Here is a 14,676-nt window from a genome sequence, read left to right as displayed (position 1 = left end):
CTCTCCCTCAGCGTTCCGCCTTGGCGAACAGGCGGAAGAAGTTTTCCGTGGTGGCGGCCGCCACCTGCTCCACTGGCACGCCGCGCAGCTCGGCGATGAATTCCGCCACATGGCGGACATAGGCCGGCTCGTTCTGCTTGCCGCGGTGCGGCACCGGCGCCAGGTACGGCGAATCGGTTTCGATCAGCATCCGCTCCAGCGGCACTTTCTGCGCCACTTCCTGCACCTGCTTGGCGTTCTTGAAGGTCACCACGCCGGAGAAGGAGATGTAGAAGCCCAGCGCCAGCGCCGCCTCGGCCACTTCCCAGGTTTCGGTGAAGCAGTGCATCACGCCGCCGCATTGCTCGGCATGCTCTTCCTGCATGATGCGGATGGTGTCGGCGGCCGACTCGCGGGTATGGATCACCAGCGGCAGGCTCACGCGCCGGGCGGCGCGGATATGGGTGCGAAAGCGCTGGTGCTGCCAGGCCAGGTCGCCCTTGCACCAGTAGTAGTCGAGGCCGGTTTCGCCTATGCCGACCACGCGCGGATGGCCGGCCAGCTCGACCAACTCGTCCTCGCTGTACTCCTCCGCCTCGGGGTCGTCCGGATGCACGCCGACGGTGGCGTAAAGATTGGCGTGCGCCTCGGCCAGCGCCAGCACCTGCGGATACTTGGGCCGGCTGACGCCTATCACCAGCGCGTGCGTGACCCGGTTCTCGCGCATATTGCCCAGCACTTCGGGCAGGCGGGCGGCCAGGTCGGGAAAATTGATGTGGCAGTGGGAATCGATAAGCATGATGGGGCGGCCGCAAAACTCTGACAGTAACCGCGCAAGCATACCACGGCGGCGGCCGGCGCTTCAGCCGCGCGCCGGCTACATGGTGTGGGTGGGGCGGCTGGAGTTGAGCACCCCGCCCAACAGCGCCTCTATCTTGTCCTTGGCCTGCTTGCCCGCCTCGCCGGAAACGAACTCGACGCCGACGCCTTGCACGCGGCTGTTGTTGGCGCCGCCCGGCGTGATCCACACCACCTTGGCCTGCACCGCGATGCGCTGCGGGTCTTCCATCAGCGTCAACAGCAGGAACACTTCCTCGCCCAGCTGCATTTCCTTGTTGGTGGGAATGAAGATGCCGCCGTTGCGGACGAAGGGCATGTAGGCGGCGAACAGCGCGCTGCGCTCCTTTATATGCAGCGACAGCACGCCGGGGCGGTTGGGATTGTTCAGGTCCGGCCTGGTGTTGGCGGCATCCATGCAAATGTCCCCTCTGCGCGCTCAAGCGGGCTTGGCGCCGGCGAAAATCTTCAGGTAGTCCATCAAGACCGCCTCCAGCTGCAGGCGGATGTTCAAGGTATGTTGCGAGAACGGCGCCAGCGCCGCCAACGCCTGCTGGCAGGCCATCAGCTGCGCCAGGTCGCAGCGCGGCGCCAGCGCCGACAGCGCGCGTTCCTGATCTGGATAATAGCGGACCCGTCCGGCCAGGCACAGCGCCGCCAGGTCGTGCAGCCACTTCTGCAGCCAGTTCAGCGGCTGCAGCAGCGACAGCTGCTTGTTCTTGTCGGCCAGTTCCGCCAGCTGCAGCATGCCGGCGAAGCTGGGCTGGCCCAGCGCCTTGACGAACTGGCCGCGCAGCGCGGCCAGCTCCGGATCGTGGTCGAACAGCGGCGCGCCGCCATTGTGCGCCAACTCGATCTCGGCGTTGGCCACGCCCTGCTCCCGCAGCCAGGCCAGCGCGGCGGCCGCGCCCGGCCGGGTCAGCGCGAACTGGCGGCAGCGGCTGCGGATGGTCGGCAGCAGGCGCTGCTGCGCGTGCGACACCAGCAGGAACAGCACCGCTTCCGGCGGCTCCTCCAGGATTTTCAGCAAGGCGTTGGCCGCGGCCGGGTTCAGGTTTTCGGCCGGTTCCACCAGGATCACCCGGCGGCCGGCGCGGTGGGCGGACAGGTGGGCGAAGTCGATGACGTCGCGCACCGCCTCGATCTTGATCTGCGGCAGCTTGCGCACCGCCTTGGCTTCCTTGCCCTCTTCCTCTTCGTCGGCGAACGGCGACAGCAGGCGGAAGTCGGGATGGGTGCCGCTGGCGAACCAGCGGCAGCCCTGGCACTGGCCGCAGGGCTGATGCTCCGCTTGCGGCGCCTCGCACAGCAGCGACTGCGCCAGGTGGCGGGCGAAAGCCAGCTTGCCGATGCCGGCGCCGCCGGTGAACAGCCAGGCGCCGGGCATCCGTTGCCGCTCGGCGTTCAGCCGCCGCCAGTCATGGTTCTGCCACGGGTACAACATCAGCCGCGCTCCAGCAGGCGCTGCAGATGCAGCGCGATGTCGGCCTGGATCTCGGCGATGCCGCGGCTGGAGTCCAGCACGGCGAAGCGGCCCGGCTCCGCCGCCGCGCGCGCCAGATAGGCGTCGCGCACGCGCTGGTGGAAGCCGGCGGCCTCCTGCTCGAAACGGTCCAGCTGGCGCGTGCCCGACATCCGCTGCGCCGCCACTTCCAGCGGCAGGTCGAACAACAAGGTCAAGTCCGGCTGCAGGCCCCGCTGCACCCAGTCTTCCAGCACGCGGATGCGCTCGAAGGGAATGCCGCGGCCGCCGCCCTGGAACGCGTAGGTGGAGTCAGTGAAGCGGTCGGACACCAGCCAGCGGCCGGCTGCCAGCGCCGGTTCGATCACCTCAGCGATATGCTGCTGGCGCGCGGCGAAAGCCAGCAGCGCCTCGGCGTCCAGCGACACCACCGTCTCCGGCGCCAGCAGCAGCTCGCGTATCTTCTCGGACAGCGGGGTGCCGCCCGGCTCGCGGCTGAACGCGGCGTCGATGTCGCGCCCGGCCAGCCAGTCGCGGATAAAGCCCAGATGCGTGCTCTTGCCGGCGCCGTCTATCCCCTCCAGGGTGATGAAGCGGCCGCGGCGGGCGGACTGCTCTATCGGCATTACTGGCCTTTCTTCAGGATGTATTTGCGCACCGCCTGGTTGTGTTGCTCCAGGGTGCTGGAAAATTGCGAGCTGCCGTCGCCGCGGGCGACGAAATACAGCGCGTCCGACTCGGCCGGCTGGGCGGCGGCGTACAGCGCGGCCTTGCCCGGCAGCGAAATCGGCGTCGGCGTCAGGCCGGCGCGGGTATAGGTATTGTACGGCGTATCGCGCCGCAAGTCGGCCTTGCCGATATTGCCCTGGTAGCTGGCGCCCATGCCGTAGATCACCGACGGGTCGGTCTGCAGCCGCATGCCCTTCTTCAGCCGGTTGACGAACACCGAGGCCACCATGCCGCGATCGGCGTCGCTGGAGGTTTCCTTCTCGATCAGGCTGGCCATGGTCAGCAGCTCATACGGCGTGCGGTAGGGCAAGTCGGCCTTGCGCGCCGCCCAAGCCGCGTTCAATTGCTGCTGCATCACATTGAAGGCCTGGCGGTAGATGTCGAGGTCGGACGCGCCCGGCGTGAACAGATAGGTGCTGGGGAAGAACAGCCCCTCGGGACTGGCGCCGGGCATGCCCAGCTGCGCCATCACCTCGGCGTCGCTCAGCGGCTTCGCCTCGTGCTGCACGTCGGGGTTGCGGTCCAGCGCCTGGCGCAGCTGGCGGAAGGTCCAGCCCTCTATCGCGGTGACGCTGGCTTCGTCCGGATGGCCCTGCACCAGCCGCTGCAGCACGTCCAGCATGCTCTGCGGACCCTGGAAGCGGTACAGGCCGGCCTTGACCTTGCGGTCGGCGCCGGACAGCCGCGCCAGCGCCGTCATCAGCTGGCGGTTGCGGATGGCGCCGTCCTGTTCCAGCGTGCGGGCAATCTGCTTCATCGTGCGGTTCGGGCCCACAAGCAGCTTGTAGCCGCCCTCGGGCAGCGCGACCGGCAGCAGCGCGGCCCAGGCCAGCCAGCCCGCCGCGCACAGCAGGACAATCAACAGAAAGCCGGATAGTTTTTTCATCTTGAATGCGTCGAGAATTCGGTATCTATAGCCGCTCGGGCGGCAAAGGCGGAATCATACCAGCAAGCCGTCCTGTACGACATGACAGGTCAGACTGTCCTTCAGCCGGAGAGTTTGTCCCACATCAACTGCGGACAGCGCGCTTTTGCCTTATGTTTCGGTATGCAATCCGCCCTTGCGGACCCAACTCATCTACGCTACGGACGGCGATGAAACCTTTCTTCAATTTTGGCTGCGCGCTGGTCGCCTGGAGCGAGCTGTGCCGGGTGGCGCGAACCCCAGGCGCCCTGGCCGGCGCCGACCCGCTGCCGCCGCAGGCCTTGTGCCAGGGCAGCCAGAGCCACCAGTTCGTCTACGCCGGCTCGCCGCAGTCGCTCGCCTCCTACCAGGCGGTGCTGCTCGAGCCGCTATGGCTGCTTGACCAGCGCCGCGACGGCCGCTGGCAACTGGTGTCCACCGCGCTGGGCAACAGCATGAATCTGCGGCTGCAGGCGCTGTTGCGCGCCGGGATGCCGGCGCTGCCGCTGGCGGAGGAGGCCGGCCCGCGTGTGGCCAGGCTGCGCCTGGCTTTGCGCAGTTTCCAGGGCGAGATCGGCAGCCTGCCGGCGGCGCGCCAGTCCGATGACCGCGCGCCGCTGACACGCGGCATCGCCCCGTATCTGGAGCAGGTGTCCAGCATCGTGCAGCTGGAGGACGCCGGCGATGGCAGGCTGCTGGGCGGCGGCGTCAATCTGCGCGGCGGCCGCGCCGGCCAGGCCGCGGCCGCCGGCAAAGGCTGGCCGGACCTGCTGGCCTGCAATTGGCAGCAAGTGCTGCAAGTCGAGCAGGCGCCGCTGGCAGCTGGCTAGGATGGCGATTTTGGCTGCATAATGACGGCCACCTCACCCCTCCGGAGCGCCGCCATGCCCCGCCTGCGTCTTGCCCTGCTTTGCCTCTGCCTGTCTCCGCTGGCCCTCGCCGACACCGTCAATGTGGCGGTGGCCAGCAATTTCCAGCAAACGCTGGACAAAATCGCCGCCGCCTTCAAGGCCGCCACCGGGCATGAGATCAAAGCCAGCGCCGGCGCATCCGGCAAGCTGGCCGCGCAGATCCGCCAGGGCGCGCCGTTCGACGTATTCCTGTCCGCCGACGACGAGCGTCCGACCGAACTGGTCCGCGCCGGCGTCGGCCAGCCCGCCAGCCAGTTCACCTACGCCTACGGCCAGTTGGCGCTGTGGAGCAAAAAACGCGACGACGCCGGCGAAGCCGCTCTGCGCCAGGGCAAGTTCAACAAGCTGGCGGTGGCCAATCCCGCCACCGCTCCCTACGGCCGCGCCGCGATGGAAACGCTGGCGGCGCTGAAGCTGGAGGCGGCGGTGAAAGCCAAGCTGCTGACCGGCGACAATATCGGCCAAACCATGCAATTCGCCGAAGTCGGCGGCGCCGACTTCGCCTTCGTCGCCTACTCCCAACTGCTGGAGCAGGGCATACGCAGCCGCTACTGGCTGGTGCCGGAGAAGCTGCACCAGCCTATCCGCCAGGACGCGCTGCTGATCAAGCCCTCGCCCGCCGCGACCGCCCTGATGGCCTTCCTCAAGGGCGAGCAGGCGCGCGCGCTGATGGCCCAGGCTGGCTACCGCTTCAAGCCGTGACTCCGCAAGACTGGGGCGCCATCGGCCTCACCCTGAAGCTGGCCGGCATCAGCACCCTGCTGCTGCTGCTCTTGTGCGTGCCCTGCTCCTGGTGGCTGGCGCGCAGCCGCTCGCCGCTGCGGCCGATGCTGGAAGCGGCGGCGATGCTGCCCTTGGTGCTGCCGCCCACCGTGCTGGGCTTTTACCTGCTGCTGGCTTTCGGCCCGCGCGGGCCGCTGGGCAAGCTGACCTCGGCCCTGGATCTTCCCGGACTCGCCTTCACCTTTCACGGCGTGGTGATCGCCTCGGTGCTGTATTCGCTGCCCTTCGTGCTGCAGCCGCTGCTGGCCAGCTTCCGCGCGGTGCGGCAGGAAGAGCTGGAGAGCGCGCTGCTGCTGGGCGCGGGACGCTGGCAGCGGATGCGCCACGTGATTCTGCCCTCCTGCCGCAACGGCGTGCTGAGCGCGGCCTGCCTGGGCTTCGCCCATACCGTCGGCGAGTTCGGCGTGGTGCTGATGATAGGCGGCAATATCGACGGCGAAACCCGGGTGATTTCGATCGCGCTGTACAATCAGGTTGAGCAGGCCAATTATGGCGCCGCCCACCAGCTGGCGCTGATGCTGCTGCTGTTCGCGCTGGCGGCGCTGACCGCCGTCTACTGGCTGAACGCCAGGCGCGACAAAGACGCATGACCCCTTTTCAACGGCCTGTCCGCAGGCCTTTCCTCAGCCATGGAGACCAACCGTGATGCGCAAAACGCTATTGCTCGCCCTGTTTGCCCTGTTCAGCGCCAATCTGGCGCTGGCCGACGCCGCCTGCGACGCCAAGGCCGCCGACAAGAAACTGGCCGGCGCCGCCAAGCAAAGCTTCCTGAAAAAATGCGAGAAGGACACCGCCGCGGCCCAGGCCAGCTGCGACGCCAAGGCGGCCGACAAGAAGCTGGCCGGCGCCGCCAAGCAGAGTTTCGCCAAGAAGTGCGTGAAGGACGCGCTGGCCAAATAAACCGCGCCAGTCCATCGCGAAACGGCGGGGAGCCCGGCTTCCCGCCGTTTTTTTTGCGCCGCTTGCCGCAGCGCAAAAAAATAAACAATCCAGACGCCGAAAAAACGCCCAATCAACAATGACTTGGATGCAATAGTCTACACTTGAACAAGGTATGGCTTGTGAGTGTTGGCAATGAACTCGCTGTCTGGATACAACTCCTCTCTCTCGTCTTTCGACAGTCTTTTGCCGAACTTGAGCAGTTTGTTGTCCAGCGGTTTGCTGCTGGGCGCCAACAGCAGCACCGGCAGCGCCTCGGCCAGCTCCACCGCCGACCCCATCCAAGTGGAACTGTCCGGCCTCGGCCAGCTGATGTCCATCCTCAATACCTTCCAGAGCAGCTTGCAGCAACTGTACGCTCCGGAGTTGCAATACAACAACAGCAGCGCCAGCAGCAGCAATCCCGGCGTGGCCAGCGTCAGCGCCGCCAGCGGCGCGCAGAACGCCAACTACCTGCTGACCGTGTCGCAGCTGGCGCAGGCGCAAAGCGCCAGCACCAGCTTCACCCTGCCGGATACCAGTTCCACCTCGGTGGGCACCGGCAGCCTGACCATCACCACCGGCAGCTACACCTACACCAGCTCGACCTCGGCCAGCAGCTTCACCGCCAACGACACGCCGGTAACGGTCAGCATCACCAACGGCACGCTGTCCGGCATCGCCAGCGCCATCAACGGCGCCAATGCCGGCGTGGTCGCCAACGTGATCCAGAACGCCTCCGGCGCCTATCAATTGCAGGTCAGCGCGGCCAGCACCGGCAGCAGCAACAATTTCCGCATCGCCGTCAGCGACAACGACGGCACCAACACCGACCAGAGCGGCTTGTCGCGCCTCGCCTTCGATCAGACCCTGGCAGTGGGCAGCGGCCAGAACCTCACTCAGACCCAGAGCGCGCTCAACGCCGCCTATACCGTCAACGGCGCATCGGCTTCCAGCAGCAGCAATTTCGGCATCCAGCTGGGCAGCGGCGTATCGGCCAACCTGCTGGCCACCGGCAGCAGCACCATCTCGGTCAACATCGACTTCGGCCAACTCAATACCAACGCCCAATCGCTGGCCACCGCCTTCAATACCGCGCAGGGCAGCATCAACAGCCTGCTGGGCAACCAGGTCAGCTTCAGCAACGATCCCATCGCCAGCCAGCTGCCCCAGCTGCTGAATCAACAGGCGCAAACCACCTACAGCAACGGCAGCTCGCTGCTGACCTCGCTGAGCCAGATCGGCCTGAGCTATCAAAGCCCGGCGCAATACGGCCTGGGCGGCACGCTGAACCTGAACGTCAGCTCGCTCCAGGCCGCCTACAACAGCGACTCCACCGGCACCGCCAATCTGTTGTACGCGGTGGAGCAGGCGCTGAACTCGCTGGCCAACAGCTATACCACCTACGGCAACGGCTCGCTGGTCAACGAGACCAACGCCTTGCTGAAACAGCAACGCACCAACCAGCTGGCCAGCAACACCCCGCTGACGCCGAACACCTTCCCGTTCAACCTGAACGACCTGCTGCAGACCAACAGCAATCTGTCGGCCCAGCAGATCAGCGGCCTGGCCACCTACGCGCTGGTCTACTCGCTGGGCGCGCCCTACGCGCTGGACTCGCTGCTGGTAGGCCAAGGCCTGGGCCTGTCTCCCAACGGCACCTTCTCCGCCACCGCCTGATCGCCCGCTTTTGACCCTGCCCGTGTTTTGCGCGTAAAATTCATCGGATGATTGGATGAATTAGAAGACCCAGATGAATCCGAACCCCGCAATCAAACGCTCGCTGGTGGATATCGCGCTCGACAGCCTGGGCCGGCAATTGGCCGACGGCCGGTGGCCGGTGGGCAGCCGCATCCCCACCGAGCCCGAATTGGCCGACGAGCTGGGCATCAGCCGCAACACCGTGCGCGAAGCCGTGCGCGTGCTGCTGTACGCCGGCCTGCTGGAAGTGCGCCAGGGCGATGGCACCTATGTCCGCGCCACCGTCAATCCCGGCGAGGCGATGCGCGCCATCAGCCGCGCCAGCCTGCGCGAGCACCTGGAAGTGCGCTGCCTGCTGGAGGAAAGCGCGGCGCGCCTGGCCGCCCTGCGCGCCGGCGCCGATGACCTGGTCCGCATCGAGGCGACGCTGCATACCCTGGCCCGCCAGGCCGACGATACGCCCGAAAGCTACGCCGAGCGCGACATCGCCTTCCATCTGGCCATCGCCGACGCCAGCGGCAACCAGGCGCTGGCCGGCCTGTACCGCTATTTCTCGCGCGCGGTGCAGCAAAGCGTGCAGGACGCCATCCGCGACGAAGCGCTGCCGGATCCCGGCCTCGCCGAGCACGCCGCCATCTTCGAAGCCATACAGCAAAAGCGGCCGGACGCCGCCGGCGACGCCGCCGCCGCCATCACCCGCCCGTTGCTGGCCACCTTGGACCAGTTGCTGGCCGCGCAAAACCAATAACCAGGAAACGCCATGCCCGACCGCGATATCCAAAATCCGCCCATCGCCGACGAATTGCTGATCGACGACGACGCGCCGCCCGCCACCAGCCTGCCTGCCAGCCGCGGCAGCGCGTTGTTGCTGTTGCTGGGGCTGGTGCTGGTCGGCCTCAACCTGCGTCCGGCGCTATCCAGCCTGGCCCCGGTGCTGGCCATGGTCAGCCGCGACACCGGGCTGACCCCGGCGCTGGCCGGCCTGCTCACCACGCTGCCTGTGGCCTGCTTAGGGCTGTTCGGCCCGCTGGCGCCGCATCTGGCGCGCCGCCTGGGCAGCGAAAAAACCATCGCGCTGGTGCTGGCGCTGCTGGCGGCCGGCATCGCGCTGCGCACTCAACTGGGCGTGTTCGGCCTGTTCGCCGGCTCGGCGCTGGCCGGCGCCGGCATCGGCGTGATCGGCGTGCTGCTGCCCGGCATCGTCAAACGCGACTTCGCCAGCCGCGCCGGCCTGATGACCGGCGTCTACACCATGGCGCTGTGCCTGGGCGCGGCGCTGGCGGCGGGCTTCACCGTGCCGGTCGCCGAGCATTTCGGCCGCGACTGGCGTCCGGCGCTGGCGCTGTGGGCGCTGCCGGCGTTGCTGGCCATCGCCGTGTGGTGGCCGCAGCTGAAAACCCGCCACGCCGCCGCCGCCGGCCAATGGCAGGTGCGCGGGCTGCTGCGCGACCCGCTGGCCTGGCAGGTGACGCTGTTCATGGGCCTGCAATCGTCGCTGGCCTACATCGTGTTCGGCTGGCTGCCGTCCATCCTGATGGACCGCGGCCTCAGCGCGATGGAAGGCGGACTGATGCTGTCGCTGTCCACCATGGTGCAGGTGCCGGCCTCCTTGCTGGTGCCGATGCTGGCGCACCGCTGCCGCAACCAGCGCCCGCCTATCGCCATCACCTTGCTGGCGGTGATCGCCGGCTTGCTGGGCATGCTGTACGCGCCGACCGGCAGTCTGCTGCTGTGGGCGATTTTGCTGGGCTTCGGCCAAGGCGGCCTGTTCAGCACCGCGCTGAGCCTGCTGGCGCACCGCTCGCCGGACCAGCACGTGGCGGCCCACCTGTCGGGCATGGCCCAGGGCATAGGCTATATGCTGGCCTCGCTCGGCCCGTTCGCGGTGGGCGTGATCCGCGGCCACAGCCACGCGGCCTGGCCGCTGGCGATGCTGTTCTGCCTGATCGCCGCCGCCGCGCTCACCGTCGGCATGCTGGCCGGCCGCAAGCGGCTGGTGGGCGTGCGCGCGGTCGCCGTCTGAATCCGCTGCCGAATGCGAAAAGCCCGCCGTGAAGGCGGGCTTTTTCATGCCGAAAGCGGCCGGACTCAGCGCGGCTTGGCGACGATGCCGTAGCGGCGCCACAGCGCCACCAGCTCTTCGCGCGCCAGCGGCAGCTCCGCCTCGCCAAGACGCAGGCTAGCGGGCAGGCTGTCCGCCGCGCCGTCCCAGTCCGGCAGCGCCTCGTCCAGCAGGGCAGGCAGATCGCGGTCGTCCACCACCGCCAATTCGCCGCCTATCTCCAGCAGCAGCATGCCGTCCGGCGTCAGCCAGGCGGTGCGCGCGGCGACATCGTCGTCGTAAGGCAAGGTGCTCCAGCCCCTGGGCGTGCGCCGGGCCGCCAGCGGCGCCGCGTCCAGCGTCACGTAAACCTTCTGCGGCCCGTTCTGCACATAACAGCGCCCCTGGCCATCGCGGCCGTAGTTGCGGTTGAAGAACTCCACCATCGCCTCGTGCTGCAGCCGTTCGTCCTTGATCCACCACTGCCCGCGCGCGTCCAGCCGCAGCCAGCCGAACACCGCCGGCACATTGGGCCATTTGGCCATCGCGGCCAATACCATTGCGTCCATCCTGCTTCTCCCGCGGGCGCCGCCCGCCTGTTTGTTCTTGCCCGCTCAAGCCGCCGCGCGCAGCGCGGCCAGCGGCGGCGCGCGCGTCACCCTGCCCACCAGCGGCCAGCCCGTCAGCGTCACCACCAGCACGCCGCCGCCCATCCCCAGCGGCAGCAGCCACCAATTGATCAGCACCGGCAGCGAAAACAGCTTCACCGCCGCCAGCACGCCTATGCCCATCGCACCCAATGCCGCCAGCAGGCCGGACACCGCGCCCAGCCACACCAGCTCGGCCAGCACCACGCTGCGCAGCTGGCGGCGCGAGGCCCCCAGCGCGCGCATCAGGCCGATGTCGGCCAGGCGCTCGTCGCGGGTGGCCGTCAGCGACGCCCACAGCACCAGCACGCCGGCGGCCAGCGCCAGCAGGAACATCGCCTCGATGCCGCGCGTCAGCTTGTCCACCATCGCCCTCACCTCCGCCAGTATGCTGCCGACGTCTATCACCGTGATATTGGGGAAACGCTCCACCAGCGCGCTGGCGAAGGATTCGTCCGCCGCCTCCAGCCGGAAGCTGGTGATCCAGCTGGCCGGCTGCTGGCGGAATTGCCCCGGCGTGCCGATGACGAAGAAATTGACGCGGAAGCTGTCCCACGGCACTTCGCGCAGGCTGGTGACCTTGGCGCGGTAAGTGGTGCCGGCCAGGTCGAAGGCCAGCGTGTCGCCCAGGCGGATGCCCAGCTTGTCGGCCAGGCCGCGCTCCACCGAGAACTGCGGCTTCACCCGCTTCTCGTCCGGCCACCATTTGCCGGCCGTCACCTGGTTGCCCGGCGGCAGGTCGCGGCGCCAGGACAGATTGAACTCGCGCTCGGCCAGCCGGCGCGCCTGCTCGCTGTCGTAAGCGGCCGGCCGCACCGGCTGCTCGTTGATGGCGATCAGCCGCGCCCGCGCCATCGGCGACAGCTCCGGCTGCGGCCTGCCGGCGACGGCGAAGGCATCGCGCAGCGCGTCCAGCTGGCCGGGCTGGATATTGATCACGAACTTGTTGGGCGCGTCGGCCGGCACGCTGCGCTGCCAGGCGCCGATCAGGTCGTCGCGCACGACGGTCAGCGTCAGCAGCGCCATCAGCCCGACCGACAGCGAGGCGATCTGCAGCACCGCCAGCCAGCGCCGCCGCGCCAGATTGGCGATGCCGAAGCGCCAGCCCACCTTGCCGCCGCGCGGCAGCCGCCGCAACAGCATCACCATGCCCAGCGCCAGCGCGCCGGCCACGCCGAGAAAGCCCAGCATCGCCGCCAGCAGCCAGCCGGCCAGCGCGAACTCCCCCACCTGCCAGGATGCCAGCCCCAGCAGCGTGGCCAGCGCCAGCACCGGCGCGATCACGCCCTGCCGCGTCGGCGGCAGCTCATTGCGCAGCACCGCCGCCGGCGACACGTCGCGGATGCCCATCAAGGGCGGCAGCGCCAGGCCGGAGAGCAGCAGCAGCGCCGCCAGCGGGCCGATCAGCCACGGCAGCCAGCCGGGATCGGGCAGCATCTCGCCGACGTAGCCGCTGAACAGCTGCATCAGCCCCAGCTGGATCAGGAAGCCGGCCAGCGTGCCCAGCAGGCCGGCCAGCAGGCCCAGCAGCAGGAACAGGCTGACGAACAGCCCCCACACCTCGCCCGAGCCCAAGCCCAGGCAGCGCAGCACCGCCACCTGCTGCCAATGGCGCTGCAGGTAGCGGCGCACCACCAGCGCCACCGCCGACGCCGCCAGCGCCACCGTCAGCATCGCGGTCAGGCCGAGGAAGCGCCGCGCCCGCTCCAGGCCGGTGCGGATTTCCGGCCGCATCTCTTCCACATCCTCCAGCCGGCTGCCCGGCGGCTTGCGCGCGCTCAGCCAGCCGCGGAAAGCGGCCACCTTGCGGTCCTCTCCGGCGAACAGCAGCCGCCAGCGGATGCGGCTGCCTTCCTGCACCAGGCCGGTGGCGGCCAGGTCGGCGCTGTTGAACATCAGCCGCGGAATGAAGTTGTAGACGTCCATGCTGCCGTCCGGCTCACGCACGATCAGGCCGGACAGCTTCAGCTGCAGATTGCCGACGCCGATCTCGTCGCCCAGCTTCAGCTTGAGCCGGCTCATCAGCCGGGCATCCATCCAGGCCTGGCCCGGCTGCGGCTGCAGGCGGCCACTCTGTTCGCTGCCGTCGGCCAGCCGCACCGTGGTTTCGCCGCGCAGCGGGTAGCCGGCGCTGACCGCCTTGTACTGGGCCAAGGCGGCCTGGCCTCCGGCGAAGGCCATAGACGGGAACACGATGTTGTCGGCCATCGCGAGGCCGCGCCTGCGCGCCTCGGCGCGGATGGCTTCCGGCGCCGGCGCGTTGCCGCTAAGCACCAGATCGGCGGCCAGCAACTGGGTGGCCTGGGTGGTCAGCGCCTTCTCCACCCGGTCGGAGAAGAAGGCGACGCTGCTCATCGCCGCCACAGCCACCAGCAGCGCCAGGCCGAGTATGGTCAACTCGCCCGACACCAGTTCGCGGCGGATGAAGCGCAGCAGCAGGGTCAGCCGTCCTCGCAGCGTCATCCGGCGCGCGCTCCGTTCAGCTTGCCGTCCACCAAGCGGTGGATGGCGTCGCAGCGGCTGGCCAGCTCGTTGTCGTGGGTGACCAGCACCAGCGCGGTGCCTTGCTCGGCGTTCAGCTGGAACAGCAGGTCTATGATCTGGCGGCCGGTGTGCGGATCGAGATTGCCGGTGGGCTCGTCGGCGAACAGCAGGCCGGGATGAATGACGAAGGCGCGCGCCAAGGCCACCCGCTGCTGCTCGCCGCCGGACAGATGGCGCGGATAGTGGCCGAGGCGCGCCGCCAGCCCCACCCGCTCCAGCATCTGCCGCGCCGCCTCGCGCGCGTCGTTGCGTCCGGCCAGCTCCAGTGGCAGCATGACGTTTTCCAGCGCGGTCAGCTGCGGCAGCAGCTGGAAGTTCTGGAACACGAAGCCCACCCGGTCGCGCCGGAGCAGCGCGCGCGCGTCCTCGCTCAGCCTGGAGAGCGGCTTGCCGAACAGCGCCACCTCGCCATCGCTGGGATGGTCCAGCCCCGCCAGCAGCGACAGCAGCGTGGACTTGCCGGAACCCGAGGTGCCGACGATGGCCACGCTCTCGCCGGGATACAGGGTCAGCGAGGCGCTGCGCAGGATGTGCAGCACGTCGCCGCGGAAATGCACCTGTTTGGCCAACTCCCTGGCGGCCAGCACCGCCTTTTTCTCTGGATTGCTCATGCGCTCTATCGTTTGCAAGATACTGTTCCCCTTGTTGCTGCTGTGGCAGCTGCCGGCGCACGCCGCCACCATCCTGGTGTACGGCGACAGCCTGTCGGCCGGCTACGGCCTGGCACCCGGCCAGGGTTGGGCGGCGCTGCTGGCCCGCGAGCTGGCGCCGCGCCACAAGGTCGTCAACGCCAGCGTGTCCGGCGAAACCAGCGCCGGCGGCCTGTCGCGCCTGCCCGACGCGCTCGCCCGCCACAAACCGGACGTGCTGATCCTGGAGCTGGGCGCCAACGACGGCCTGCGCGGCCTGCCGCTGGCCGACATGCGGCGCAATCTGCAGCAAATGGTGGACCTGGCCAGCCAGCGCGGCGCCCGGGTGCTGCTGGTGGGCATGGCGCTGCCACCGAACTATGGCCCCCGTTACGGCGCCGAGTTCCGCGCCGCCTACGACGAAATCGCCAAACGCAACCATCTGGCCTATGTGCCGTTGCTGGTGGCGGGATTCGCCGGCGACCTGGCCAGCTTCCAGCCCGACGGCCTGCATCCGCGCGCCGAGAAGCAGAGCACCATGATGCGCACGGTGAAGGCGAAACTGCCAGTGAAATAATCCAGCAACAAGAT

The 14,676-nt window shown here is 68.5% G+C and carries 16 protein-coding genes; 8 read left to right on the top strand and 8 right to left on the bottom strand.

The window, feature by feature from the left end:
- Positions 1 to 7: 7 nt before the first annotated feature.
- The 5 genes from U6115_RS05795 to mltG all read right to left on the bottom strand — a co-directional run bounded on the left by U6115_RS05795 (position 8) and on the right by mltG (position 3,893).
- A complete protein-coding gene (locus U6115_RS05795; protein ID WP_043576639.1) occupies positions 8 to 778 on the bottom strand; it encodes a TatD family hydrolase in 771 nt (256 codons plus the stop codon).
- A gap of 78 nt (positions 779 to 856) precedes the next feature.
- Positions 857 to 1,234, bottom strand: a complete 378-nt coding sequence (locus tag U6115_RS05790; RefSeq protein WP_043576641.1) for a PilZ domain-containing protein — start codon at positions 1,232 to 1,234, stop codon at positions 857 to 859.
- A gap of 21 nt (positions 1,235 to 1,255) precedes the next feature.
- On the bottom strand, positions 1,256 to 2,260 hold the full coding sequence (locus U6115_RS05785; RefSeq protein WP_043576644.1) for a DNA polymerase III subunit delta': 1,005 nt from the start codon (positions 2,258 to 2,260) through the stop codon (positions 1,256 to 1,258).
- A complete protein-coding gene (gene tmk / locus U6115_RS05780; RefSeq protein WP_043576646.1) occupies positions 2,260 to 2,904 on the bottom strand; it encodes a dTMP kinase in 645 nt (214 codons plus the stop codon). Before tmk ends, U6115_RS05785 begins: the two co-directional genes overlap by 1 nt.
- A complete protein-coding gene (mltG, locus tag U6115_RS05775; RefSeq protein WP_043576648.1) occupies positions 2,904 to 3,893 on the bottom strand; it encodes an endolytic transglycosylase MltG in 990 nt (329 codons plus the stop codon). The genes tmk and mltG overlap by 1 nt, the downstream gene beginning before the upstream one ends.
- Before the next feature lie 209 nt (positions 3,894 to 4,102).
- Between mltG and U6115_RS05770 the strand changes: the two genes are divergently transcribed.
- From U6115_RS05770 to U6115_RS05740, 7 genes are all read left to right on the top strand, one after another.
- Positions 4,103 to 4,741 (top strand): DUF3313 family protein, encoded by a 639-nt coding sequence (locus U6115_RS05770; RefSeq protein ID WP_043576650.1) that lies wholly within the window; start codon positions 4,103 to 4,105, stop codon positions 4,739 to 4,741.
- Between the two features lie 54 nt (positions 4,742 to 4,795).
- Positions 4,796 to 5,524, top strand: a complete 729-nt coding sequence (gene modA, locus U6115_RS05765; protein WP_043576652.1) for a molybdate ABC transporter substrate-binding protein — start codon at positions 4,796 to 4,798, stop codon at positions 5,522 to 5,524.
- Positions 5,521 to 6,195: a molybdate ABC transporter permease subunit gene (gene modB / locus U6115_RS05760; protein WP_043576654.1), complete on the top strand. Its 675-nt coding sequence runs from the start codon at positions 5,521 to 5,523 to the stop codon at positions 6,193 to 6,195. The genes modA and modB overlap by 4 nt, the downstream gene beginning before the upstream one ends.
- 55 nt (positions 6,196 to 6,250) lie before the next feature.
- A complete protein-coding gene (locus tag U6115_RS05755) occupies positions 6,251 to 6,505 on the top strand; it encodes a hypothetical protein (protein WP_043576656.1) in 255 nt (84 codons plus the stop codon).
- Positions 6,506 to 6,751: 246 nt separating this feature from the next.
- Positions 6,752 to 8,203, top strand: a complete 1,452-nt coding sequence (gene fliD / locus U6115_RS05750) for a flagellar filament capping protein FliD (protein ID WP_157889285.1) — start codon at positions 6,752 to 6,754, stop codon at positions 8,201 to 8,203.
- Between the two features lie 73 nt (positions 8,204 to 8,276).
- Positions 8,277 to 8,972: a FadR/GntR family transcriptional regulator gene (locus tag U6115_RS05745; protein ID WP_043576660.1), complete on the top strand. Its 696-nt coding sequence runs from the start codon at positions 8,277 to 8,279 to the stop codon at positions 8,970 to 8,972.
- Positions 8,973 to 8,984: 12 nt separating this feature from the next.
- Positions 8,985 to 10,247 (top strand): CynX/NimT family MFS transporter, encoded by a 1,263-nt coding sequence (locus U6115_RS05740; RefSeq protein ID WP_043576661.1) that lies wholly within the window; start codon positions 8,985 to 8,987, stop codon positions 10,245 to 10,247.
- Between the two features lie 65 nt (positions 10,248 to 10,312).
- On the opposite strand, the gene U6115_RS05735 is transcribed toward U6115_RS05740, so the two are convergent.
- From U6115_RS05735 to U6115_RS05725, 3 genes are read right to left on the bottom strand one after another with little or no spacing between them, the layout of a single operon-like run.
- Entirely contained in the window at positions 10,313 to 10,834 is a 522-nt protein-coding gene (locus tag U6115_RS05735) for a DUF2946 family protein (RefSeq protein ID WP_043576663.1), read from the bottom strand.
- 45 nt (positions 10,835 to 10,879) lie between these two features.
- On the bottom strand, positions 10,880 to 13,375 hold the full coding sequence (locus U6115_RS05730; RefSeq protein ID WP_043576665.1) for an ABC transporter permease: 2,496 nt from the start codon (positions 13,373 to 13,375) through the stop codon (positions 10,880 to 10,882).
- Complete coding sequence (locus U6115_RS05725; protein ID WP_043576668.1) at positions 13,372 to 14,067, bottom strand: ABC transporter ATP-binding protein; 696 nt, start codon at positions 14,065 to 14,067, stop codon at positions 13,372 to 13,374. Before U6115_RS05725 ends, U6115_RS05730 begins: the two co-directional genes overlap by 4 nt.
- Between U6115_RS05725 and U6115_RS05720 the strand changes: the two genes are divergently transcribed.
- Positions 14,066 to 14,662 (top strand): arylesterase, encoded by a 597-nt coding sequence (locus U6115_RS05720; protein ID WP_047236554.1) that lies wholly within the window; start codon positions 14,066 to 14,068, stop codon positions 14,660 to 14,662. The genes U6115_RS05725 and U6115_RS05720 overlap by 2 nt on opposite strands.
- Positions 14,663 to 14,676: the final 14 nt, after the last annotated feature.

Source organism: Chromobacterium subtsugae (assembly GCF_035919665.1).
GTDB classification, from domain to species: Bacteria; Pseudomonadota; Gammaproteobacteria; order Burkholderiales; family Chromobacteriaceae; genus Chromobacterium; species Chromobacterium subtsugae.
The sequence above is the reverse complement of the archived record's forward strand: the minus strand, read 5'-3'. Positions and strand labels throughout refer to the sequence as shown.

Bases quoted from the DNA above. Each gene is read 5' to 3' on its own strand.
- U6115_RS05770 (WP_043576650.1), top strand. From the start codon at position 4,103: ATGAAACCTTTCTTCAATTTTGGCTGCGCGCTGGTCGCCTGGAGCGAG.
- U6115_RS05795 (WP_043576639.1), bottom strand. From the start codon at position 778: ATGCTTATCGATTCCCACTGCCACATCAATTTTCCCGACCTGGCCGCC.
- U6115_RS05730 (WP_043576665.1), bottom strand. From the start codon at position 13,375: ATGACGCTGCGAGGACGGCTGACCCTGCTGCTGCGCTTCATCCGCCGC.
- U6115_RS05735 (WP_043576663.1), bottom strand. From the start codon at position 10,834: ATGGACGCAATGGTATTGGCCGCGATGGCCAAATGGCCCAATGTGCCG.
- U6115_RS05755 (WP_043576656.1), top strand. From the start codon at position 6,251: ATGCGCAAAACGCTATTGCTCGCCCTGTTTGCCCTGTTCAGCGCCAAT.
- U6115_RS05725 (WP_043576668.1), bottom strand. From the start codon at position 14,067: ATGAGCAATCCAGAGAAAAAGGCGGTGCTGGCCGCCAGGGAGTTGGCC.
- tmk (WP_043576646.1), bottom strand. From the start codon at position 2,904: ATGCCGATAGAGCAGTCCGCCCGCCGCGGCCGCTTCATCACCCTGGAG.
- U6115_RS05720 (WP_047236554.1), top strand. From the start codon at position 14,066: ATGCGCTCTATCGTTTGCAAGATACTGTTCCCCTTGTTGCTGCTGTGG.
- U6115_RS05785 (WP_043576644.1), bottom strand. From the start codon at position 2,260: ATGTTGTACCCGTGGCAGAACCATGACTGGCGGCGGCTGAACGCCGAG.
- U6115_RS05745 (WP_043576660.1), top strand. From the start codon at position 8,277: ATGAATCCGAACCCCGCAATCAAACGCTCGCTGGTGGATATCGCGCTC.
- U6115_RS05790 (WP_043576641.1), bottom strand. From the start codon at position 1,234: ATGGATGCCGCCAACACCAGGCCGGACCTGAACAATCCCAACCGCCCC.
- modA (WP_043576652.1), top strand. From the start codon at position 4,796: ATGCCCCGCCTGCGTCTTGCCCTGCTTTGCCTCTGCCTGTCTCCGCTG.
- mltG (WP_043576648.1), bottom strand. From the start codon at position 3,893: ATGAAAAAACTATCCGGCTTTCTGTTGATTGTCCTGCTGTGCGCGGCG.
- U6115_RS05740 (WP_043576661.1), top strand. From the start codon at position 8,985: ATGCCCGACCGCGATATCCAAAATCCGCCCATCGCCGACGAATTGCTG.